Origin of the sequence: Bacillus sp. AFS077874 (assembly GCF_002566505.1) — a bacterium.
Taxonomy (GTDB): domain Bacteria; phylum Bacillota; class Bacilli; order Bacillales; family Bacillaceae_G; genus Gottfriedia.
The window spans coordinates 1-23,446 of the sequence record NZ_NUYF01000044.1 but is presented as its reverse complement, the minus strand read 5'-3'; the positions used below and the strand labels follow the sequence as shown (position 1 = coordinate 23,446).

Here is a 23,446-nt window from a genome sequence, read left to right as displayed (position 1 = left end):
TAATTAAAACAATCCTTTTGGACGGCCTAGTTCATCTAAGTCCATATTTAATGCAGCTGGTTTTTTCGGTAAACCTGGCATTGTCATTACGTTACCTGTTAGTGCAACAATAAAACCTGCACCAATTGATGCTTTAAGTTCTCTTATTTCTACTTTAAAACCAGTAGGTCTTCCAACTAAACTTGGTTGGTCTGATAAGGAATATTGAGATTTTGCCATACAAATTGGTAGGTTGCCCCAACCATTCTCATTAAATTCCAAAATTTGTTTTTTTGCTTTAGGAGAGATATTCACTCCGTTTGCACCATAAACTTCTTTTGCAATTTTTTCTATTTTATTTTCAATTGAATCAGATAATTCATATAAATAATTAAATGTTTCTTTAGGATTTTTTAACATACTAACAAGAGATTCAGCTAGCTCTACGCCACCTTTACCACCATGTTCCCAAACTTCTGTTAAGACGATCTTAATGCCATTATCTTGTCCCCATTGTTTTAATACACTTATTTCTTCTTCTGAGTCAGAAATAAATTTATTAATTGCTACAACAACAGGTACATTGAATTTGCGAACTGTTTCCACATGCTTTTCAAGATTTTGAATTCCATCTTTAACTGCTAAAGCGTTTTCATTAGTCAATTCATTTTTATTTACGCCACCATGCATTTTTAATGCTCTAATTGTTGCAACTATTACGACTGCATCAGGTGTAACACCTAAAGCTCTAGTTTTGATATTTAAAAATTTTTCGGCTCCTAAATCTGCACCAAAACCAGCTTCCGTTACAACATATTCCCCTAATTTCATAGCCATTTTAGTTGCAATAACACTGTTACAACCGTGAGCAATATTAGCAAATGGGCCACCATGAATAATTGCTGGAGTGTGTTCAATCGTTTGAACAAGATTTGGTTTAATTGCGTCTTTTAGTAATAATGCTAGAGCACCTTCTACTTTTAAATCTCCTACAGTTACTGACGTTTTATGTATAGTATAGGCAACAACAATTCGTTTAAGTCTTACTTTTAAGTCTTGAATTGATGTCGCTAAACAAAGAACCGCCATGATTTCTGAAGCAACCGTTATATCAAACCCATCTTCTCTTGGAACCCCACCAGATGGACCTCCTAAACCTACAACTACATTTCTTAAAGCACGGTCATTTAAATCGACTACTCTCTTCCAAGAAATTCTACGTACATCAATTTCAAGTTCATTTCCTTGATGGATATGATTATCAATAAATGCTGCTAAAGCATTATTCGTCGTAGTAATAGCATGGATATCACCGTTAAAATGTAAATTAATATCATCCATTGGTAAAACTTGAGAATAGCCTCCTCCAGTTGCACCGCCTTTTACTCCCATCGTTGGCCCTAATGACGGTTCACGCAATGCTACGATTGCATTTTTGCCAATTTTGTGGAAAGCTTGTGCAAGCCCAACAGTGACCGTTGATTTACCTTCACCAGCAGGAGTGGGGTTTATTGAAGTAACTAAGATTAATTTACCATCTTCATTTTCTTTTAATCGATCTAAAATTGATAATGACAATTTAGCTTTATAATGCCCATAGTTTTCAACTTCTTCATCAAAAAGATTTAAATTATCTGCAATTTCGTTTATTTTTTTCATTTCTGATTCAAAAGCAATTTCTAAATCTGACTTAATTTGACTCATTCAATCATCTCCAATTGCACTTCATTATTATCAAAATTATAGCACAATTTTACAAATAATTCATTTTTAAAAATTCAAAATTCTTTAATCATATCATTCAAAATTACTAATACTTTCTACTTATCAATGGAATTCAAAGTTACATACTATAGATAAGGCATTAAAAGAAAGGAGTGTAATTAAATGTATCGTCATAAAAAGCATAAAGAACATAAACGTAATCACAATTTACCAAAGGATCAAAATGAAGAATATAGTGCAGAGTTTTATCCCACAAGGAATGTGTTTTATTCGGAAACTACTTCAGATAAATCTCATGCCTCTGGAATTGTAATTGGATACGTAGCTCTATTTTTTTCACTATTTTCGTTATTTTTAATGCCTGTTTTATTCGGAATCGTTGGAATTGCACTTGGAATATACTCTGTAACTAAAGGTCATTCCACTTTAGGATATACAGCAATTGGATTTGGATTATTTTCGGTAATTGTCACAATATTCTATAACTTATTAATTGTCTTAAGTGCAATTCTTTAAGAATAGATTAAAAAAAGCAAAAAAGACCTTTAAGGTCCTTTCAAAATAGATAATTTTTGTACACCATCTACTCACTGAAAGAACCTTAAGGGTCCAATTAAATTCCCCACAAACATTCACTTACTCAATTTTCATCATCTTCCTATTGGTTTAAATAACATCACAAATCGAAAGACAATCTATTTCTTTAAACTTGAACGACAGACCATTCGTCATCTTTCTTTGAATAAGTTAAATTTGCAATATGATTTGTAAGGTCTCGATACTCTTCAACATTTTCTAAAATTTCATCTACACCAGAATAAAAATCAACTCGGAAAATAGGGATTTCGATTACTTTTCTATTTTCAACTCTTTCACTTAGATCAATTATTAATCCATCCTCCATTAAAGGGTATAATGTCAACATTAATTTAATATTGATTGGATTAATTTGTTTTGAACGATTAAATATATTTAAACTTCTTCTCTGAAGTTGTGTAATTTTATAAGATATGACATTACAGAGCATAAAAATAAAGTCATTAATTCGTTTATAATAAACCTTTTGATACATTCCATCACTGATGTTCATGTATGCAAAGGAATTGTTTAATCTTGGTATAAAAGGTTTTTGTAATGGCTCTTTTTTGTGAGCAAGATACAGTAATTCTGCAATTTCTTTAGGCTCTAGCTCATCTAAATCTGCTAATTCTTCAAAATCGATCCAACATAGGTCATCATGTTCACTATGTTCTAATATAAATTGATTAATGTATTCTCTTTCAACATAATAAAAAGAAGAATTTAAATTAAATTCGGACCATTGAATATCGTGTTTTAGCAAAAGAATGTTTTGAAGAGGAAAAGGAAGTCCTTGAACAAACTCTTTATAATTTATGCCTGATGTTATAAAGCAATGATTATGGTTATCACCATAAATATAGATAATCTCCTTTATTGAATCAATTCCCGCCAACGATATTGCCCACCTTTAATTTTTTTCTTTATCATATCATACTTTATACAAAATTTATCATCAAAAATGATAAATTTAATTCTTTTTACCTAATATTTATTTACATTTTTTACCATAATATCGCACTCTACCTCAAAATAATCTTATACAGGTGGCCTACATAAAGATGTAGTTTTTGTCTGAATTGGTTCTTTCGTAACAGAGCGAATACTCCATTCTCCGTCATCATTCGAAAAATTAAATTTAACAAGTGTGTAAGGTGGTTGTTGATCTTGTTTATATGCAATTAATTGAATTGTTGCTCCGAATACGTATGTACCATTATATTTCTTTTTTATATTTGTTATTGTCGCACAATTATATTGTTCTCCTGGACCGAACATTTTATATAAACGGTTATTTATACTAGGAAAAAGAATTGATAACACTGCATCTTCTAATACTTCATTTTGTACCGCCAATGCATTTGTCGGTTTTGATGTCCCAATTAAGCACATTAATAGTACGATAATAAATCCTCTTTTCATTTCTAATCCTCCATCTTAAGATTTTAACAAAAATATTTAGTATCTAGTATCTATTCTTTACAATTTACTGATGGTTATGAAAGAGAGTTTAAATGAACTAGGAATAGAAATTTTATGGCAAAAGGAAAAAAGAAGACCTTGAAAAGTTTTTTCTTTTCGTGGTCTTCTTTTTATTTTTTTACAGCGCTATTGATGATCCCAATAGTATTTACTCAATATATCTGAGAGCAAGTCAATCGTTCTATAAAGTTCAGGTAATGTATTATCGACCCCACCTACTTCGATTAATATGGAGTGCGGTGATAAATCTTGGTTATAAACGCCATTCCCTTGTTTATAGTTTTTACTAAATATTCCTCTTGTTAAACCTTTGTTAAATTTCATAATTTCACTATTTAAATCTTTTGCTAGTGCTAAGTTCTTTCTATAATTTTTGTTTTCTACGCCAACTATAAAGTATAGCTTTGCGTATTTTTGCCCATTAATCTCAGTAGTTGTCACATTTTTTCTCTGATCATCACGATGTATATCAATAAGATAATTTAAATCTTGATCTTGAGAAAGCGCATCTTGTACAACCAATCTAGACATTTTATATGAACTTCCCCAATTCCAATTTCTTTTCGTTAATTCAGCCCCAATATTTGTTTTATCGTCTATCGCACCAATTCCATTTGCTTCTAAATTCTTTTTCAATCGTTCACCTAATAAGCTTACATTTACTTTTGGAGAAGAAGCTTGATTTGGCGACTTTGCACCTGGGATTAAAGGTAAAAATGATTCCCAGCTATGTGTGTGGTAAATAAAAAAGACATCTTTTCCATTTGTAGTTTGTGATGGCGGATTTGTTGGATTTTTAATTGGTTCATTTACTGGATCTTTAACAGTTGGATTTTGGTTAATTTCGTCGAGTGTTAAGCTTGATTCTATTGGAAGATTCGTAAAATCAATACCTTCTCCAGCAACTAAGATATTATTTTCAAATTTTGTCATACTAGATATTTCATGCACTAATAAACTTTTTGGATCGTACAGTCTAATATTTGTAATAAATGAAAAAAGTATATTACCGATAGGTTGTCCACTTTTAGTAGAATCGTCACCTACCTTAAAATGACCATTTTCATATTCAAACGCTTTAATAAATCCTTCATAGCTCATTTTTTCAAACCATTGATGCACATAATATGATTTAGTATTTTTCATTGATGTCACAAATAAACTCGCTAACAAAAATAATAAGACAATGCCTACAAAGACACTTGCCGTTACACGTTTAAGATTAATAGATTTTATATATATTGATTGTCTCATTAAATCACCTCTAATAAATCGTATGTACAAGCCCTATAAAATAGAATGAAAAAATTATTAAATCCTATCTTATTAATTTCTCCACCACTATAAAAGAGTGTGATTCAACTATAAAATTGTTCGACACTTCATCATTTTAATCCACTCACATTTATGAATTTTATTAGAATTTTGATTAGTAAAATATAAAAAAAAGAGCTGCCTTAATAGACACCTCATAAAAAAGTTCGTAATTCAATTAGTGTAAAAGCTCTTTTTTAAATAAATTACATATTATTATTATTGTTGCAACGACTGAAGTTAGTTAGTGGATTTACAACGCAACTATTTCTAGCAGCTTCTAATTGAGTATCACAAAATGAGCTTGTTGCTGGTGATACCATACTATTATTCATATTTCTATTTCTTCTACATCCACTACGTCTATTATTATTCATATTTCTGTTTTCGTTTCTGTTTTCGTTCATGTTTCTGTTTTCATTCATGTTTCTGTTTTCGTTCATATTTCTGTTTTCGTTTGAATGGCCATTATTCATATTATTCATACTTTCACTCATAACTCTGTCATTGTCATGACTTCTATGACAATCACAGTCATTACATGGTCTACGAACTTCAACAAACTCTCTCATATCTCTTACTGGAGATACTTCTTCTCTTTCTTCTCTTCTACGATTGCAACCACAAAATCCCCACATTTAAGAACACCTCTATAATTATTTATTGTACATTTATAACATACGTAGAAATCTAGATATTGAATGTGTACATGTCTAGATATGAACAAGTTTTTTATATTATTTTTCTATTTTTAATTTTATTACGGTAAATGAAATTTTAAATATAGTCATTTTTATAAGAATTTTTTAGTTGTTTATCCTAAAAGTAAAAAAAAAATGAGCCAATTAGGCTCATTTCATTGTGTAGACAAAGTTCTTAGGCTCATTTTACTTATTACGGTAAACATATTCATCTTTTGGTGGTTGAATTTCCTTAATTTTAGTAACGTCTAAATAAGGAATGTTTACTTTAAATGGTTGATAGTACATTTGTTGTATATTACCAGTAGCTTCAATCCATTGATCATTTTTAAACGTTTGTCCATCAGGCAAATCAATTAGCACTCCGTATACACCGGAATCGGCAACACAGTGAATAATTCCAAATCTAAATAAGAAAACCTGATTCTTTTTTAATCCTTTTTCATGATAAATAAAGCCTTTATAAGTTAGTTGCTTTCCTAAATATTTTCCAGGCTCATCATATAAAACTTCCATTCCTTTAAGAAAGTCATAATCATTTAGGACAATGCTTTTCTTATTTATATATTCTTTTGATTCTTGTTTAATTAATTTTTGATATCCTTCTTGCCCATAGTAGATACTTAAATCAGGCTTTAAATACTGCCTTTGCATAAAAGGATCATTGTTACCCGGTTCTGAAACAGGGAAATGAAACCCTTTAGCTTGTACAATCGTAGAGTCCAAAGTTGCAACGGGTAAAAATATACCTGTAAACAATGGAAAGATGAAAACTAAGCCATTTAAAAACTTTTTAAACCCTTTTGCTTCTTTATGAACATGTCCATGTACACAAGTATGATCACAATTTTTATCATGATGATGGCTATGGTCGTGGTCATGATCGTGGCTATGCTGTTCATCTTCATCATGACTAGTTCTTAAAGTATGAATTACTTGAATTAAAGTTAGAAATGCAAATAATATCCCAGCTGTCAGAGATAAATAAGAGTATTTCATATTTATATATTTTGAGATCGTACCTTTAATATGCAATTGCATTAAAAAGAAGGTAAATCCTAATAGTACATATGCTCTTGCCATATTGATTCTCCCTTAAATGAATAATGTTGTGAAAAACGTTAATACAATAACTAACCCAATAATAATGAATACATATCGACCTTTAAAATGTTGGAATAACATTAATGTATTTTTTATATCAATCATTGGACCAATAACCATAAACGCAACGATTGAGTTTAAAGAAAACGTACTTTGGAATGAAGATGCTACGAATGCATCAGCCTCAGAACAAAGAGATAAAATAAAGGCTAATGCCATCATTACTAGAATACTAGCAACTTGTCCATTACCTATATGCATTAACGTTGAAGTTGGAATAAATGTTTGTACGAATGCTGCAATAAATGCACCTAAAATTAAAAACTTACCCATTGAGAAAAATTCTTCTATAGCATGTACACAAACACTCCATAATTTTTTCCTAGCAGGAATTGAATGATCGACTGGAATTGTAACGAGATCGTGTTTTAATGGATTCTCAATTTTTAAATGTGATAATACGATTCCAATTATATAAGCAATGATCATAGCAGCTCCAGCACGATAAATCACCATTTCAATATTATTACCAAATGCTATAAATGTTGCAAACAGTACAATTGGGTTAATGATTGGCCCTGTTAACATAAACGCCACCGCTACATAGTGTGGCACACCTTTTTTGATCAACCTACTTACAATTGGTACAATTCCGCACTCACAACCTGGGAATATAAATCCCAATAAAATAGCTACTAATACTGCTAGATATCTATTTTTTGGTATTATCTTATATAACATTTCTTCCGTAATAAATATTTGAATGATCCCCGATATAAAAACACCAATTAAAATAAATGGCAATGCTTCTACTACAATCGAAATAAAGATCGTATTCATTTGTAAAAACGAATGATAAAAATTCGTACTCATAATCTCTCTCCCATGTACTTTTAAAAATGAAAACTCACAAAACCTCCGAATGACCGGCGGCTTTGTGAGTTAAAAGTACCTTTTTTTCCAAAATATTAGTGCAATTGTTGTTGATAATATTGCAGATATACCAATTACAATTGGAAACGCATGTGGTATATTGGCTAATGGAATATGATCAACGTTCATCCCATAAAAACTAGAAACCATAGTTGGGATTGATAAAATAATTGTAATAGAAGTTAAAAATTTCATTACAATATTTAAATTATTTGAGATAACTGAAGCAAATGTATTCATCATTCCACTTAAGATATTACTATAAACTTCTGCCATCTCTATTGCCTGTTTATTTTCGATAATTACATCTTCTAATAAATCTTCATCATCTTCATACATTTTTAATATATTCCCTTTAAGAATTTTTTGCATGACGATTTTATTGGATTTAAGTGAAGTAGTAAAATAAACAAGACTTTTTTCAAGGTTCAGCATTGTAAATAACTCTTGATTTCTTGTGGATTGATGTAATTCAGTTTCAATTTCATTTGTTTTACGATTAATTTGTTTAAGATAACGTAAATAATATGATGATGTCGTATGCAATAGTTGAAGTGCAAATCTAGTCTTTTTAAACGTAAAGAAGCCTTTTACTTTTTGGTAAATAAATCGTTCAAAGATTGGATTTTCACTTAAACAGATTGTGACAAAAGTGCTGGATGAAATAATCATCCCGATTGGTATTGTATCAAAAATTGTGTGCCCATTATCATCATGAGCTACAATTGGAATATCAACAATAATTAGAGTGTGTTCCCCTTCAACCTCTATCCTTGAACGTTCTTCATCATCGAGTGGGTCTTTAATAAAATCTAAATCTAAGTCTAATTTTTGAACTAGATATTGAATTTCTTGTTCTGTTGGATTGATCGCATTGATCCAACAACCTTTCTCAATAACATCGACTTGATTTAGTTTCCCTTGTGCATCTGAAAGATAAAAATTTAGCATCTTAATTCACCTCTAATTCTAAAACAAAAACTACACAATAATAGCATACGAAACATTTATATATGTTTCAACCTTTATTAAAAAGAAAGTCCATTTTCTAATAATCAAAGGCTTTTAGCAGCTATTTTAGTGAGCATTTATACTATTCACAAATATAGAAAAAAGGCCACTTATAGTGACCTATTTTTTAGTATCCGCTTTTATAAAAATAATGCATATCACTTAATTCATCAATGTATTGATAAACTTCTAACTGACTTTGTAATTGCTCTTTTGTATGTAATGAATAATCTTCCGTATTCAATTGATTTTGAACATTTGAAAGAGTATTTGATAAATCTGATTTTAATGCATCATATGACATAGAATACATAAAATTCATCCTTCCAATTGAAATTTATCATATTATATGTAATATAATGTAAAACAAATCATATTTATTTTATTTTCTACCTTTTCCCACTAATTTTTTTATTAAAAAATATACAACAAATAGGGCAATCGCTATAACGATTAACATTGGTGTATATGGAGCTAAAACAGATTTAGCAGTTTCCCAATTTTTACCTAATTTCTCACCAATTTTGATAAAAAGTATAGACCATGGAATGATTGCAAGAACTGTATAAAGTGTAAACTTACTTATTGGCATCTTTGCTAATCCCGCTGGAATCGAAATGGCATGTCTAACAACTGGAATAAAACGAGCCGTAAACACTACTCCAACGCCATATTTTGAAAACCATTTTTCAGCTAAATCAAGATGATGCTTATTAATTAGAATATATTTACCATATTTTTCAATGATTGGTCGACCACCAAAATAACCTAACCAATATAAAAATAATTGTGCAATAGTTCCCCCAATCACACCTGCTATTACAGCACCTACAAAATTTATATGCCCTCCGGCTACAAGATAACCAGCATATGCTAAAACAATCTCACTCGGGATAACTTCGATCATTAAGCCTAAAGCTACCCCTAAATATCCTAATGATGCAAAAAATTCTAATATTTGATGTATGATATTTGTCAATAGGATCCCCCTCTCTATAACAACTTGTACTACAATGATAATACATAGCAAGATAAAATATGTCAAAATAAAGAAATACTCAAGTGAAAGTATTATTTCATATAAAAAAAGGCTGTCCAAGTCAGTGACCTGACATTAGAACAGCCTTTTTTCATTTCTTAATTATTTAATTACAACGTTTTTGTAAGTGTAATCTGGTCCGAATGCATGCTCAATTAATCCAGTTACTTTTGGCTTCATAACGTATGCAATAGCACGTTGGTAAATTGGAAGAATTGCTGCATTGTCTTGAACTAAAATTTTCTCAGCTTGTAAGAATGCATCAGAACGCTTAGTTGGATCTAATAAGAAATCAGTACCTGCTTGAGAGATTAACTTATCATACTCTGCGTTAGAGAATCCCATTTGGTTGAATGGGCTCTTACTAGTCCACATATCGAAGTATGTCATTGGGTCTTTGTAGTCTGGACCCCATCCGCCGAATGAGATGTCGTAATCTTTCTTAGAGTTTAAGTCTAATTGTTGTGCAAATGGAACTGATTTAATGTTAATTTTTAAACCTGGTAAGTTTTTAGTGAATTCACCTTGTAGGTACTCACTGATTTTTTTGTTAGTTTCAGTATCTGAACCTAATAATTCGATTGAAACATCTTTCTTACCGATTTCTTTTAATCCTTGTTCCCATAATGTTTTAGCATCAGCTGGATCGTATTTTACAAGTTGTCCAGAAGCATCACGGAAGTCTTTACCATTAGCATCTAAGAAGTTACTTGGAGCTAAACCGTATAAAGGTACTGAACCGTTATTTAAGATTACGCTAGTAATTGCTTCACGGTCAAATGCTTCGTTTAAAGCTTTACGGATGTTAACGTTTTTAAGAGCTGGATTTTTCGATTCGTTTACACGTAAGAAGAATACAGTTGGCTCTTTAGTTGTTCCGTAGTCAGGGCTAGATTTATATTTGTCAACAAACTCTGCAGTTAAACCAGCACGGTCAACATCACCAGACTCATATAAGTTAACTCCAGTTTGTGGGTCTTTTACGATTTTAAAGTTAACTTCTTTTAATGATACGTCTTTAGCATCATAGTAGTCAGGGTTTTTAACTAACTTGTAGCTTTCATCATGTTTCCACTCTGATAATTCGAATGGACCATTGAAAATTAAATTAGATGCTTCTAAACCGTAGTTTTTACCTTGAGATTCAACAAATTTTTGATTTAAAGGGAAAAATGTTGGGAACGTTACTAAAGAATCAAAATATGGAATAGCTTTTGCTAATTTAACTTCTAAAGTTTTATCATCAACAGCTTTAACTCCTAATTGATCAACTGGTTTTTTACCAGTAGTAACATCTTCACCGTTTTGTAATACATTCAACATGAATGCATACTCAGATGCATTTTTAGGATCTGCAGCACGTTTCCATCCGTAAACGAAGTCTCCTGCAGTTACAGGGTCACCATTTGACCATTTAGCATCACGTAAGTGGAATGTATAAGTTAAACCATCAGCTGATTTATCAAAAGATTCTGCCATACCAGGTTGTACAGCATCATCTTTACCTAACGTGTTTAAACCTTCCATAATGTTACCTAAAACGTTGAAAGATTCAGCATCTGTACTAGTACTTGAATCTAAACTTGGAAGTTCAGCTCCGCCTAGTAAGTTTAATACTTGTGGTTTTGCTTTTGCTGTTTCTTTTTTACCTTCATTTGATTTGTCTGAGTTACATGCAGTTAAAAGCATGCTCACAGCAACAGATAAAGATAGAAAATACGATACCTTCTTTTTCATTAGATTGCCTCCCCAAAATTAAACAATTAGACTTAAAAACTATTAAAATATTCAAACAATTTATTTTGTCCGAATAGTTAATAACCTTTAACTTACTTTTAATTTTACATACTTTTTAGAAAATATCAACAAAAAATCGACATTTTTTTCAAAAAAATTAATAAATTTAAATAAATCTTTACTTTTTTGTAATTAAAAACTACATTTTGAAGTATTTTTTTGCATATTAAATCAAAACTATTAATAATTGCCCCAATTTCAATAAATGTTTAAAGTTGGACAAATATGTATATTTTTTTAAATTTAATTTTTTCTCTATTCATACTCAAAATAAAACAGTATCCAGCTAAGTAATCCTCTGGACACACTTTAAGATTTACTTTTACAACTTTTCTTATACAGAAAAAATGAAAAAACCCTTTCTATCACGCTGTTGAAAAAACAAATTTGTCAGTTGTTTATTAATCCTTTTGTAGGTCAATTAATATCGAATATTACTTAATTAAACTAATCAATTTTAAAACCATTAATAGATTATCCCCAAAAATGATATTTCATTATTATAAATGTTCATTTAATGTCCGTTTCCTCTATTGCAATTTTATATTTCAACACTCTGAGTGAAAATTCCTTTTTTTATACCAAAAACTTCCTAAAAAAAGAGAAGGATGATCCCTTCTCTTTTTGTTTAATACTATTATTTTTTGTTAGATGCCCATTTGTAAGAGAAATCTCCGCCAAATTTGTGCGCAATAATACCTTTAACAGAATCTTTTTGTAAATATGCACGACCGCGTTGGTAAATAGGAGAAATACCAGCTTCATCCATAATTACTTTTTCAGCTTCTACCATATCATCCCAGCGTTTTTGTGGATCTGCTTCTTTCTTAGCAGCATTTACAAGCTGATCGTATTGTGGATTGTTGTATGCCATTTCATTGAATGGACTGTTCGATAAGAACATATCAATAAATGTCATTGGATCTGGATAGTCTGGACCCCAACCTGAGAATGAGAAGTCATAATCTAATTTTTTCTCGTTATCAAGTTTAATTTCAAACGGTTGTGGAGCAACTGTAATTTTTAAACCAGGTAAATTCTTCTCAAGCTCACCAGCTACATACTCAGCAGCTTTTTTACGAGTTGTATCATCATAAGAAAGCATTTTTAGCTCAAATGTATCTTTACCAAGTTCTTTTTTAGCTTCTGCCCATAATTTTTTAGCTTCTTCGACATTATATTTGTTAAAGTCACCATTATGATCACGGAAATCTTTTGAATCTGGTCCTTTTACCCACTCAGAAGGTACTAACCAGTATGCAGGTTTAGAACCATCATTTAAAATCGAAGATGTAATAGCTTCTTTATCATATGCTAAGTCAAATGCTTTACGAGCTTTAGCATTTTTAAAGATTGGTAGTTTTTCATTGAAACGGAAGAATACTAAACGCGCATCTAATTGAGTTTTGTATTCAGGGTCATTTTTATATTTATCAACGTACTCAGAATCAAGCATTACTTTATCAATATCGCCGTTTTCATATAAGTTAACTGCAGAAGAAGTATCTTTAACTACATTGTATTTAATTTCATCTAACTTAACTGAATCCTTGTCCCAATATTTTGGATTCTTCTTTAATGTAAAGCTTTGCTCATGCTTCCAGTCACTTAAGGTAAACGGACCATTGTATAATTGAGTATTTGCTTCTAAACCGTATTGATCCCCTTTAGACTCAACCCACTTTTGATTTTCAGGTAAGTATGTCCCAAAAGTAGTTAATTGTAAGAAATAAGGAGTTGGTTGTTCTAGTGTTACTTGTAATGTTTTATCATCTAGTGCTTTCACACCTAATTGGTCTTTTGGCATTTTACCATTGAAAATTGCTTCAGCATTTTTCACATAGTATAAAATAAATGAATATTCAGATGCAGTTTTTGGATCTACAGCACGTTGCCAACCATAAACGAAATCATTAGCAGTTACTGGCTCACCATTTGACCATTGTGTATCACGTAAATGGAATGTATATGTTAAACCATCTTTACTAATTTCAACCGAATCTTTCTTAGCAACACCATCTACTACTTCGTCACCCTCTCCTAAACGAAGTAAACCTTCATTTACGTTGTTTAAAACTTCGAATGACATTGAATCAGTAGTTTTTGCTGAATCCATAGAAGGAATCTCAGTAGTTGTAGTTAATCTTAATGTTTGCTTCGTATCTTTCTGAGAATTGGTTGCTGTTTTCTCCGTGTCTTTGCCACAAGCCGCTAGTACCGTACTTAGTACCAATAAACTTGAAACTGTTGTTGCTAATCTACGCTTCATTAGAGCACCTCCATATATTAGTGATTATTCATTTATAATTTACTTATTTTTCTGAAAAATCACTTTTTACTTTTTCAATATACTACATATTTTTCAGAAAAAAAAGTATTTTTTTAATATTTAATTTGTTTTTTATTAAATTCCCCCAAATTCCTAGTTCAAATATCATATTTTTTATTAATTTTAGTGTAGTGCAATATGATTGTAATACTATTCACATATTTTATCGGTGCAAAATACGACAAATTTTATATGACTTTATGTCGATTCTAGAAACATTTTATGAACTTAATTATTAGATTCCATTATTACTAAATTTTGGGTTATAATATATCTTATTGAATTTGAACATATATATTTTTATATCAATTTTAGGAAGTGAATGTATGATAAGAAAAAGTATTCCAAACCTATTTACTCTAGGGAATTTATATTGTGGGTTTCTATCGATCGGCTTTGCCGCTAAAGGAGAATTTAGAAATGCCGCAATTCTTATTTTAATAGGAATGATGCTCGATAGTATGGACGGTCGAGTTGCTAGAGTTTTAGGAGTCCAATCACAATTAGGAAAAGAACTAGACTCTTTAGCTGATATAGTTACTTTTGGAGTTGCACCTTCCTATTTGGTATATTGTACACAATTTTCAACTGAAGGTATCTTTGGTCTAGGAATTGCCGGTTTATTCCCACTGTTTGGGGCATATAGATTAGCAAGATTTAATGTTACACCGATTTCAACATCACTAAAATATTTTACTGGAGTACCAATTACAGCAGCTGGTGGTCTTGTTGCCTTTTTAACATTATTTGGAAGTCGAATACCGCAAATAGTCATCATAACAGTTTTTGTTGCATTAGCATTCTTAATGGTTAGTAGATTAAAAATTCCAAGCTTTAAAGATATTCCGATTCCTAAATATGCTACAATTATTACGATTTTTTTAGGATACGCATTATATCTAGTATGGCATGCTAAAAAAGAACAGTGGCCATTCTTTATTTATATAGCAATTCCACTTTATATCTTCTTTATTTTCTTTCAATTTTTCAAAAGTAAAAAGAAACAATCAAGTAATGAAAATAAGAAACCACGTAAATTCCGTTTAAAACGAAAGTCTTAATAAAAAGTATGTTTTGATGTATTTTTTCATCAAAGCATACTTTTTTTATATATTTATCCACTTAAATCGCATTTTTCTTGCACATTAATAATTACTGTTCTATAATGACAAAGGATTAAATCGTATTTATTACGATTTTGAATATTTTATTAAATTATGTACCTAATTGTTTGATAAAAATGATCTTACATTTTTTTTAAAGTATAAAAAGGAATGATTACGAATTAATTAAATTTTTTTAACTTTATTCGTTTATTAACAACCTCATTATAAAATACTAAAATGATTAATTTTTTAGGGAGAGAAAAAAATGAAATTTAAAAAATTAGCAATAACGACTTTGCTATTAACCAGTGCAGTTCTGTCAGCTTGCAATAAAGACACACATCAGCAAAGTACTAAAAATAAAAATAAACTAACGATTTATACAACCATTTATCCCCTTCAAGATTTTGCTGAAAAAATTGGTGGTAAATACGTTGATGTACATTCCATATACCCTACTGGTGTTGATACTCATGATTTTGAACCAACTTCTAAACAAATTGTAGAAATCGCAAACTCCGATTTATTTGTTTACAATGGTGCAGGTATGGAACCTTTTGCAGATAAAATCAAAGATACACTTAAAAATAATCATGTTGCAATCTTAGAGGCAACTAAAAATATTGAATTAATAAAGTCAAACGAAGAGGAAATTCAGGAAGATGAAGATCATCATGACGTTGATCCCCACGTTTGGTTAGATCCATCTCGTGCAAAAATTGAAGCAAAAAATATTAGAGATGAATTAGTTAAATTAATGCCAAAAAACAAACAGTACTTTGAAGCAAATTATGATAAAATTGAAAATCAATTTGATGAACTTGATAATGAATTAAGAAATTTAGTTTTACATTCTGCACGTAAGGATATTGTCGTTTCACATGCAGCTTATGGATATTTGGAACAACATTACGGAATTGAACAAATCCCAATCACAGGACTTTCCCCTTCTCAAGAGCCATCACAGAAGGATTTAAAGAAAGTTGTTGATTTTGTTAAAGAACATCATGTTAAATATATTTTGTTCGAAACGTTTGCTACACCAAAAGTAGCAACAGTAGTAAAAAATGAAACCCATGCTGAAATCTTAAGACTTAACCACCTAGCAACTATTTCAGAAGATGATTTAAAGAAACATAAAGATTATTTCGACTTAATGCAAGAAAATATCGACACACTAGATAAAACATTAAATAACCGTTAAAAAGAGGACCCAATCTGTTGGGTCCTCTTTTACTACTATTTATCCTACCTTCATATTATCAGAAAACGGTTCAGGTTTTTTCTTGATCTCTTTAAACATTAATTCAAATAAATAAGCTCCAATTAAGGCTAGAATCGAAATTATGCTAAATGTCCATTTATATCCAATTAGCCCAGCTAGTGGAATCGTTAATGGTGCAATAGTTCTTCCGAGTGACCATCTTAAGCCTGCTGCTGCAAAATACTGTCCACGTTGATTTTCAGGAGCAATTTTTGCAATAAATGAGTTCTGATTTCCTACAACTAATATCTCACCCAAAGTAAAGAGTGCCATTGCAATAAAAATAACATAGGCTGATAGCGTGAATCCAAACAATAACATAGATAAAGCATAACAAACTGATGATGCAAAAAATAAAAATCTTTCATTAAACTTATTGGCAAATTTCGTTATTAAAACTGTAAATAATGCTACGATTAAACCGTTTTCGGCTATGACCCAGCTAAATAATGTTTCACTATTTGTCTTTAAAGTAAAATCGCTAAAACTAAATAATGTTTGAACAGGAATACTTTCTTTTATATAAACCGCTAGTAATAAGTCTAATTGAGTAAAAGTTTGAGAGATTAATATACCCGCTGCAACAAATAAGAAAAAAACCTTATCAGTAAAAATTACACGATAATTCTTTACTTGTTTAATTAAAACTTTTGAAATAGACGCTTCTTTTTCTTGTCTAACAGAGTCTGGTAATGACTCCTTTATTAATAGTAGAATCATAAAAGCGACAATTAAAAAGATTAGTGAAGATGTAGTAAATAATAAAAATCTTGCTTTAAAAAATAAAATACCACCAATAATTGGACCGATCACTACATTAATATTTATCATCGTATAAAAAACAGCAAAGACTAAGTTTCTTTCATCTTTATCCTCAACTGTATCTGCTACCATGGCCGAACTTGCTGGATTATATAGCATTCCTGTGACACTAATAATTGCAAATCCTAAAAAAGTTAGCCATGGAGAATTTAAAATTGGTGAATTTGCAATTGTTAGCAAAATCATTCCTCCAGCTTGAATGAAAGCTGAAATGACCATCATTCGTTTTCGGCCATACGTATCAGCCAAATATCCACCGATTAAATTTGCAAATACTCCAACAGCTTGAGAACACATAAGTAAAATCCCTGCTGTCACTTTACCTAATTCTTCAGCAAAATAAATTGCTAAAAATGGTAAATACATCCAAAAGAATAATCCAAAGAAAAACTCAGCCACAAGTCTGATCTTCATATTAAAATTCCATTTAAGTATATTCATGATGTCCGTCCCCCCAACCTTCTCACTTTAACATAATTAAAAAAATGCATAAAATGAATTTTAATTGTACTTCCTTCTTATATGAATTGGATAAATGCATTTAATTGATTTGTTTGAAACTTTTAACTAAAGGAGCATGTCTATTTTCCTAAAATGTATCATACAATTTAGTACTACATTTAGGAGGACTTCCTATGAAATTCAACTTTAGTAAAGAAGCTCGAAATATAGCCTTTACGTATGTCGGAACAGTGATTGGAGCAGGTTTTGCCACGGGTAAAGAAATTGTAGAGTTCTTTTCAATTAACGGGGTATATGGTGCAATGGGGATCCTTTTTGCCACTATATTATTTTGTTGGTTTGGAACTAAAATTATGACAATTGCTCATACATATAAATTAAATTCTGCTCAGCAATTTAATGTACTTTTGTTTGGAGAACTCGGAGGAAATATTATTAATGGGCTATTATTCTTTGTTTTAATCGGCGTTACTAGTGTCATGTTGTCTGGTGCTGGATCTGTATTTAAAAATTACTTACATTTTGATTCATTTATCGGCTCATTATTTTTTATCATTTTGACTTTTATGGTTTTAAGAAAAGGGACAAGTGGTTTATTCAGTCTAAATAATACAGTAGTCCCAATTATGTGTGCTTTTATCGTCGCAGTTTTCATCAACTCACATTTACCATTTACGATGCATGAAATAACACTAGACCATATTCTTCCTTCTATTAATTCGCTTAACTATACAGTGTTTACAAAACCAATAACCTATGTTTGTTTAAATATGGCTTTAGCTCAGGCTGTTTTAGTACCGATTGGTTTTGAGTGCAAAGAAAAATCTTCTATTGTACAAGGCGGTGTATTAGGCGGTCTAATCTTAGGCACTATTTTATTACTAATTCACCTGAACGTATCAGGTGTAACCAATTTTCAACAATATGAAATTCCAATGGTAGAAGTAATCAAAAAAATCCATCCAATTTTCTATTACTTTTTCCTAATGGTTATTCTAGCTGAAATTTTCACCACACTAGTTGGGAATATATATGGGATGTCTAGACAAATTAATTCATATATCCGATTAAATACAAATTTAGTCGTTATCTTATTATTAATTTGCTGCCTGTTTATTAGCATTATTGGCTATGGACCATTATTAACATTTCTTTATCCACTGATCGGTTGGATTAGTTTTCTTGTAATCCTAACCTTACTAAAACCTAAAAAATCATCTTAATCACAATCATCGCAAACTTCATAATATAAACCAAATTCAATATGTAACTTTGGCTTCCATTGAATCTTAAACATCCTACTTTGCCAACGTTCTAATACAAATTGAATTGAATTTTCATCAGGATCGTTTATTAAGATCATTTGATGAACTTGTAGGCTTTTTACTGAGAAGCGATTTTCATTTTCGATATACCAATCAATCGTTAACTCATCGTATTCATTTATAATAAACTTAACATAAGTGCTCGGTTTATCTTTCAGATCCATCTCGCTAAATATTCCTTCGTCAGTCACAATAATCGGATAATCACCTTTATCATTTTTTTCTAATTTTATTTGAAAGGTATTTTCTAAAAAACAAATCATTTTGTCACCTTCTAATTTATGATATGTTGATAGTTTAACAAATAAAGACAGGAAAAGACAGGAATATGCCGGTTCACAAGATCTCGTTAGACTGGTGATACTGAAATTTTGTCCTTAAATTGAAAAAGGATTACTCTTTGATTTAAGAGTAATCCTTTTTATTTATTTTCGATTGTATAAAGCTTTATATTTAGACCATGTATTTCTTCTTTCTTTCATTAAACTAATGAATTCCGGTTTACATTCATCTAAATTAGTTAACGCTACAAGTTCGTTATTTTTCCATTTTGTTACAATACCTTCTGTAGTATAAATTAAGTATTGGTATTCTAAGTAACTTCCTAACGTTGATAAGCTTATTTGTTCAAAAATATTTTCTGCAAAACTGTTAGAAAATGATACACATACCGGCCTAGTGCCCACTCGATCTAAGTCAAGTACATGTACAATTTTCCGATTACAGTCTATACATAATGAATAGACGGAAGGAACAATTCCACCAGTTAGAAAAACTTGTTCATTGCTATAGAATTCCTTCACTCTAATCCTCCTATTATCATTGTATATAAGTATATGCAATAAAAAATAGAATTGACTAGTTAAATTACATTATGCCTCACTTTATTTAATGGAATTTTGGATAAACATAATCTTCCCTGATTCATTAAATTTTAAAGAAGCCTCAAATTCTTTGCCATCCTTTGAAAATCCTTTAATAACTTCTGTGGTCTCATTGTTTAATAACTGCTTCATTAACGCCTTTGTAATTGTTTTTCCTAATATTTTTTTTGAAATTGTAACTCCACATTTTGTTTTTTGGAATTGATCGCACCCATAAAACGATCCTTTATCGATCATTTTACCACCACATTTAATACATTTTCCAACACTAGTTGATTTTTTCTTCGGACCAAACTTCGAATTTTGCATCTCTTCAATTTTAAACTCTGAAAAATTCCATATCTTCTCGTTTTCATATGCATCAAGAATTATTTTTTCAGTTAATTTTTTGGTTTGTTCCATGAACTCAAGACTACTTGCTTTTCCTTCTCCAATTTCACTTAATCTCTGTTCCCATTTTGCAGTCATTTCAGGTGAAGTTAAAATATTTTCCCCTAGAGCATAAATTATAAGCTTCCCCTTATCTGTAGCAAAAACTTGATTTTTCTTAACTTCAATATATTTTCTATTTTTTAAAGTACCAATAATACCAGCCCTAGTTGCCTCAGTACCTAATCCTTCAGTTTTATTTAGTATTTTCGTTAATTCCGGATTATCAATATGTTTTCCGGCAGACTTCATTAATGTTATTAATTGTCCCTCTGTATATCTTTTAGGTGCTTGAGTTTTCTTTTCTTTTACCTCTACCTTTTTTACAATTCCTTCTTGCCCAGTTTCAACAACGGGTAAATTTTGTTCTTCTGTATTTTTTTCTTTTGTTTTTTCAAATATGACTTTACGCCAACCTTCTTGAACCATTATTTTCCCTTTTGAAATAAAAGTCGCTCGCCCGTCTACTAACGTATGAATTGTTGTATAATCAAAAATTGAATTAGGATAATGTGCACTAATTAAACGATTTACAATTAGTTCATATATTTTCAATTCCTCATCATTCATTTTATGGATATTAGGTACTTGCTCAGTAGGAATAATTGCATAGTGATCAGTGACCTTTTTCTCATTAACGTAGCGACTATTATTTAAGATAGATTGATTTGGCAGTGGAAAGAATTTTGAAAATTGCTCAATATTTTCAAGTTTCTTCAATATATCTGGGAGCATCATTGCTTCTTCTTTCGTAATAAAACTTGAGTCTGAACGTGGGTATGAAATATTCCCTTTAACATAAAGTTTTTGTGCAATCTCGAGTGTTTTTTGTGGTGAAAATTTATATTTACTGTTTGCATCGGCTTGGAGTGCCGATAAATTATATAGAAAAGGTGGTTGAAACTCTTTTCTTTCTTGCTCAATATCAGTAATTTTTACATTTTTATTTTCACAAAAGCCTGCAATTTTTTCAGCTAATTCCTTTGACATTATTTTAGATTCTGATTCGTTATGCCATTTTCCAAAAAACTTTTGCTTATCAAACTGAAAAGTAGCAAAAACCTCCCAATAAGGTTCAGAATTAAACCTTTCAATCTCAAGTTCTCTTTTGACAATAAGAGCTAATGTAGGTGTTTGAACTCTTCCTAACGAAAATACATCCTGGATTCCTTTTTTTTGTAAGTGTAATGAATATACTCTTGATGCATTCATGCCAACTAACCAATCAGCACATGCACGGCTATACGCCTCAAAGAATAAACTTTTAGTTTCACTTTCATCCAATAGTTGACTAAATCCTTTTTTAACAGCATTTTCTGTTAATGACGAAATCCAAAGTCTTCTCATTGGCTTTTTGTTTCCAGCTAAATTTAAAATAAGGCGAACGATATGTTCTCCTTCCCGTTCACAGTCACCTGCAAGAATTATTTCAGAAACCTCATCTAAATGCACTAAGTTCTTAATGATTGAAAATTGATCCCATTTTCCTTTTGATACTTTATGCCCAAAGCGATTGGGTATAATTGGCAAAGTATTTAATGACCACTTTTTCCATTTTTCATCATATTCTTCAGGTGATAATAACTCACATAAATGCCCAATAGCCCAAGTTAAATAAGCACCTTTTGGAAAAAACTCGTTAGGTTGAATGACTAAGAACCCTTTTTTCTTTTGAAACTTAAAAGGGGCTGCAAGCTTTAAACCTTGATCAGGCTTTTCGGCAATAATTAATTTCATTTTCTTCCTCACATTTTAAACTAATTTTTGTATCACTTTTTTTGTTAGATATAGTTATTATATAACTTATGTAATGGTAGGGAAAGCAGTAAGAAACGAAAAAAAGGCAGTACCAAAAGAATTCATTCTCTTGAACTGCCTTTACTTCTCTTCCTAATTAGACGGTTTAACTACACGCTGGATTACGTGGTATTTGAATAAATTCAACCTCTTCTAATATTTTAATTCGTTTTGTTACAATGACAACAAAGTTAGCTGTCCATATATATTGAGGAAAGTTATTTTCGTCAACCATCATTGCTTGAAATGTATCATTCATCATTTCTTCAAATTTTTCCTCTGTGATTAAATCATTTTCAATATTAAATTCAATCCATTCACAATGAATCATTTTCATCTCTCCGTCTCTATATAAAGTGAAAACAAGATTGATTCTTAATCGTAATTTAAATTACTTCTATGATTGTAGTATATCATGTACTTTTCTACTTGTGAATAATTTCACAAGTTCATTTTAACTTTTTATTTTATTTATGAAATTTTCAAGTCAATTGAATGTATATTTTGATATTAAGCGCTTACTTGACTTATATTCTTAATAGTTGTATATTAATTTCAACATTTATTATTAAAAATATTAATAAATGGAAATTCTTTCGCGCTTCATGTGCAATGTTTTAGGAGGAAAAGAAAAATGCAAGGAAAAGTAAAATGGTTCAACAATGAAAAAGGTTTCGGATTCATCGAAGTTGAAGGTGGAGACGATGTATTCGTACATTTCTCAGCAATCCAAACTGACGGATTCAAATCTTTAGAAGAAGGTGCTGAAGTTTCTTTTGACATTGTTGAAGGTAACCGTGGACCTCAAGCTGCTAACGTAGTAAAGCTATAATATAAACTTGACTACATAAAGGACTGATCTTATCAGTCCTTTTTTATTTTTCCGATGAGATCATAATAAGAATTATTCATTATACTCAAACAAAAAAATCCTCTCGCTTTTCATGATTCCTATTTTATTTGGGAATACTACGAAGTGAAATAAGGAGGGTGTTTATGTCAAACTTTAATAATTTTGAGGATGTTGAAATGAAAGTTAAAGCTGCTCAAAAGCTTGTGGGCTATGCAACAATGAGCATGGACGAGCAACAATTAACAGATGCAACAACTGCAGTTTCTCAAGCAAGAGAACAGCTTGAAAAAATGAAGGGTCTTGCTACTGATTTAGATGATGAGTTTTTAAAGAAACAAGAAGAAGACTTAATGCAAATTGAGCAACAAATAAGAGAAGCTCAGATGTAATGAAAAAGAAGGTACTTTTATTAGTACCTTCTTTTTACGCTGTTGAAAAACAATCTTTCCAATAAATTTCAAAATTTTTCGTAAAGGGAGCCCACGAGGTTGATTTCCACTACAGGATGCTC

The 23,446-nt window shown here is 30.6% G+C and carries 23 protein-coding genes; 6 read left to right on the top strand and 17 right to left on the bottom strand.

Going from position 1 to position 23,446, the window contains the following annotated elements; translation table 11 throughout:
- Positions 1-3 precede the first annotated feature (3 nt).
- Positions 4-1,683, bottom strand: coding sequence for a formate--tetrahydrofolate ligase (locus tag COJ46_RS19645; protein WP_097979381.1), 1,680 nt, complete (start codon positions 1,681-1,683; stop codon positions 4-6).
- Between the two features lie 183 nt (positions 1,684-1,866).
- Here COJ46_RS19645 and COJ46_RS19640 point away from each other — a divergent pair, with 183 nt between their 5' ends.
- Positions 1,867-2,220 carry a permease gene (locus COJ46_RS19640; RefSeq protein ID WP_097979382.1) on the top strand — a complete coding sequence of 118 codons (354 nt, stop codon included), beginning with the start codon at positions 1,867-1,869 and terminating at the stop codon, positions 2,218-2,220.
- A gap of 187 nt (positions 2,221-2,407) precedes the next feature.
- Here COJ46_RS19640 and COJ46_RS19635 read toward each other — a convergent pair whose 3' ends face one another.
- From COJ46_RS19635 to COJ46_RS19590, 11 genes are all read right to left on the bottom strand, one after another.
- Positions 2,408-3,178, bottom strand: a complete 771-nt coding sequence (locus tag COJ46_RS19635) for an oxalate:formate antiporter (protein ID WP_097979383.1) — start codon at positions 3,176-3,178, stop codon at positions 2,408-2,410.
- Between the two features lie 143 nt (positions 3,179-3,321).
- Positions 3,322-3,705, bottom strand: coding sequence for a DUF3888 domain-containing protein (locus tag COJ46_RS19630; protein ID WP_097979384.1), 384 nt, complete (start codon positions 3,703-3,705; stop codon positions 3,322-3,324).
- Positions 3,706-3,891: 186 nt separating this feature from the next.
- Complete coding sequence (gene spoIIP / locus COJ46_RS19625) at positions 3,892-5,019, bottom strand: stage II sporulation protein P (RefSeq protein WP_097979385.1); 1,128 nt, start codon at positions 5,017-5,019, stop codon at positions 3,892-3,894.
- Between the two features lie 266 nt (positions 5,020-5,285).
- Positions 5,286-5,717 carry a hypothetical protein gene (locus COJ46_RS24220; RefSeq protein WP_141437856.1) on the bottom strand — a complete coding sequence of 144 codons (432 nt, stop codon included), beginning with the start codon at positions 5,715-5,717 and terminating at the stop codon, positions 5,286-5,288.
- A 249-nt stretch (positions 5,718-5,966) separates the two neighbouring features.
- Positions 5,967-6,863 carry a TIGR03943 family putative permease subunit gene (locus COJ46_RS19620; RefSeq protein ID WP_097979386.1) on the bottom strand — a complete coding sequence of 299 codons (897 nt, stop codon included), beginning with the start codon at positions 6,861-6,863 and terminating at the stop codon, positions 5,967-5,969.
- 12 nt (positions 6,864-6,875) lie between these two features.
- On the bottom strand, positions 6,876-7,757 hold the full coding sequence (locus COJ46_RS19615; protein ID WP_097979387.1) for a permease: 882 nt from the start codon (positions 7,755-7,757) through the stop codon (positions 6,876-6,878).
- Between the two features lie 69 nt (positions 7,758-7,826).
- The gene (locus COJ46_RS19610) at positions 7,827-8,768 is read right to left on the bottom strand and encodes a magnesium transporter CorA family protein (protein WP_097979388.1); all 942 of its coding nucleotides are present in this window, start codon (positions 8,766-8,768) and stop codon (positions 7,827-7,829) included.
- Positions 8,769-8,955: 187 nt separating this feature from the next.
- Complete coding sequence (locus tag COJ46_RS19605) at positions 8,956-9,141, bottom strand: hypothetical protein (RefSeq protein ID WP_056466479.1); 186 nt, start codon at positions 9,139-9,141, stop codon at positions 8,956-8,958.
- Positions 9,142-9,210: 69 nt separating this feature from the next.
- A complete protein-coding gene (uptA, locus tag COJ46_RS19600) occupies positions 9,211-9,813 on the bottom strand; it encodes an undecaprenyl phosphate transporter UptA (protein ID WP_286133699.1) in 603 nt (200 codons plus the stop codon).
- Positions 9,814-9,969: 156 nt separating this feature from the next.
- Entirely contained in the window at positions 9,970-11,604 is a 1,635-nt protein-coding gene (locus COJ46_RS19595) for a peptide ABC transporter substrate-binding protein (protein WP_097979389.1), read from the bottom strand.
- 697 nt (positions 11,605-12,301) lie between these two features.
- On the bottom strand, positions 12,302-13,933 hold the full coding sequence (locus tag COJ46_RS19590) for a peptide ABC transporter substrate-binding protein (RefSeq protein ID WP_097978837.1): 1,632 nt from the start codon (positions 13,931-13,933) through the stop codon (positions 12,302-12,304).
- A 386-nt stretch (positions 13,934-14,319) separates the two neighbouring features.
- On the opposite strand from COJ46_RS19590, the gene pssA reads away from it, so the two are divergent.
- Positions 14,320-15,054 carry a CDP-diacylglycerol--serine O-phosphatidyltransferase gene (gene pssA, locus COJ46_RS19585; protein ID WP_097978838.1) on the top strand — a complete coding sequence of 245 codons (735 nt, stop codon included), beginning with the start codon at positions 14,320-14,322 and terminating at the stop codon, positions 15,052-15,054.
- Between the two features lie 310 nt (positions 15,055-15,364).
- Positions 15,365-16,303 carry a metal ABC transporter substrate-binding protein gene (locus COJ46_RS19580; RefSeq protein WP_097978839.1) on the top strand — a complete coding sequence of 313 codons (939 nt, stop codon included), beginning with the start codon at positions 15,365-15,367 and terminating at the stop codon, positions 16,301-16,303.
- A 39-nt stretch (positions 16,304-16,342) separates the two neighbouring features.
- Here COJ46_RS19580 and COJ46_RS19575 read toward each other — a convergent pair whose 3' ends face one another.
- On the bottom strand, positions 16,343-17,626 hold the full coding sequence (locus COJ46_RS19575) for an MDR family MFS transporter (protein WP_097978840.1): 1,284 nt from the start codon (positions 17,624-17,626) through the stop codon (positions 16,343-16,345).
- A 194-nt stretch (positions 17,627-17,820) separates the two neighbouring features.
- Between COJ46_RS19575 and COJ46_RS19570 the strand changes: the two genes are divergently transcribed.
- Positions 17,821-18,870 carry a YkvI family membrane protein gene (locus tag COJ46_RS19570; RefSeq protein WP_097978841.1) on the top strand — a complete coding sequence of 350 codons (1,050 nt, stop codon included), beginning with the start codon at positions 17,821-17,823 and terminating at the stop codon, positions 18,868-18,870.
- On the opposite strand, the gene COJ46_RS19565 is transcribed toward COJ46_RS19570, so the two are convergent.
- The 4 genes from COJ46_RS19565 to COJ46_RS19550 all read right to left on the bottom strand — a co-directional run bounded on the left by COJ46_RS19565 (position 18,867) and on the right by COJ46_RS19550 (position 22,413).
- Positions 18,867-19,235: a DUF3979 family protein gene (locus COJ46_RS19565; RefSeq protein ID WP_097978842.1), complete on the bottom strand. Its 369-nt coding sequence runs from the start codon at positions 19,233-19,235 to the stop codon at positions 18,867-18,869. The two genes, COJ46_RS19570 and COJ46_RS19565, sit on opposite strands and share 4 nt — an antisense overlap.
- 162 nt (positions 19,236-19,397) lie before the next feature.
- Positions 19,398-19,775 (bottom strand): hypothetical protein, encoded by a 378-nt coding sequence (locus tag COJ46_RS19560; RefSeq protein WP_069031962.1) that lies wholly within the window; start codon positions 19,773-19,775, stop codon positions 19,398-19,400.
- Positions 19,776-19,856: 81 nt separating this feature from the next.
- Positions 19,857-22,022, bottom strand: a complete 2,166-nt coding sequence (locus COJ46_RS19555) for a DNA topoisomerase III (protein ID WP_097978843.1) — start codon at positions 22,020-22,022, stop codon at positions 19,857-19,859.
- A gap of 166 nt (positions 22,023-22,188) precedes the next feature.
- Complete coding sequence (locus tag COJ46_RS19550) at positions 22,189-22,413, bottom strand: hypothetical protein (RefSeq protein ID WP_097978844.1); 225 nt, start codon at positions 22,411-22,413, stop codon at positions 22,189-22,191.
- Between the two features lie 303 nt (positions 22,414-22,716).
- Here COJ46_RS19550 and cspD point away from each other — a divergent pair, with 303 nt between their 5' ends.
- Entirely contained in the window at positions 22,717-22,914 is a 198-nt protein-coding gene (gene cspD / locus COJ46_RS19545; protein ID WP_056466512.1) for a cold-shock protein CspD, read from the top strand.
- Between the two features lie 164 nt (positions 22,915-23,078).
- A complete protein-coding gene (locus tag COJ46_RS19540; RefSeq protein WP_097978845.1) occupies positions 23,079-23,324 on the top strand; it encodes a DUF2564 family protein in 246 nt (81 codons plus the stop codon).
- The last annotated feature ends 122 nt before the right edge of the window (positions 23,325-23,446 follow it).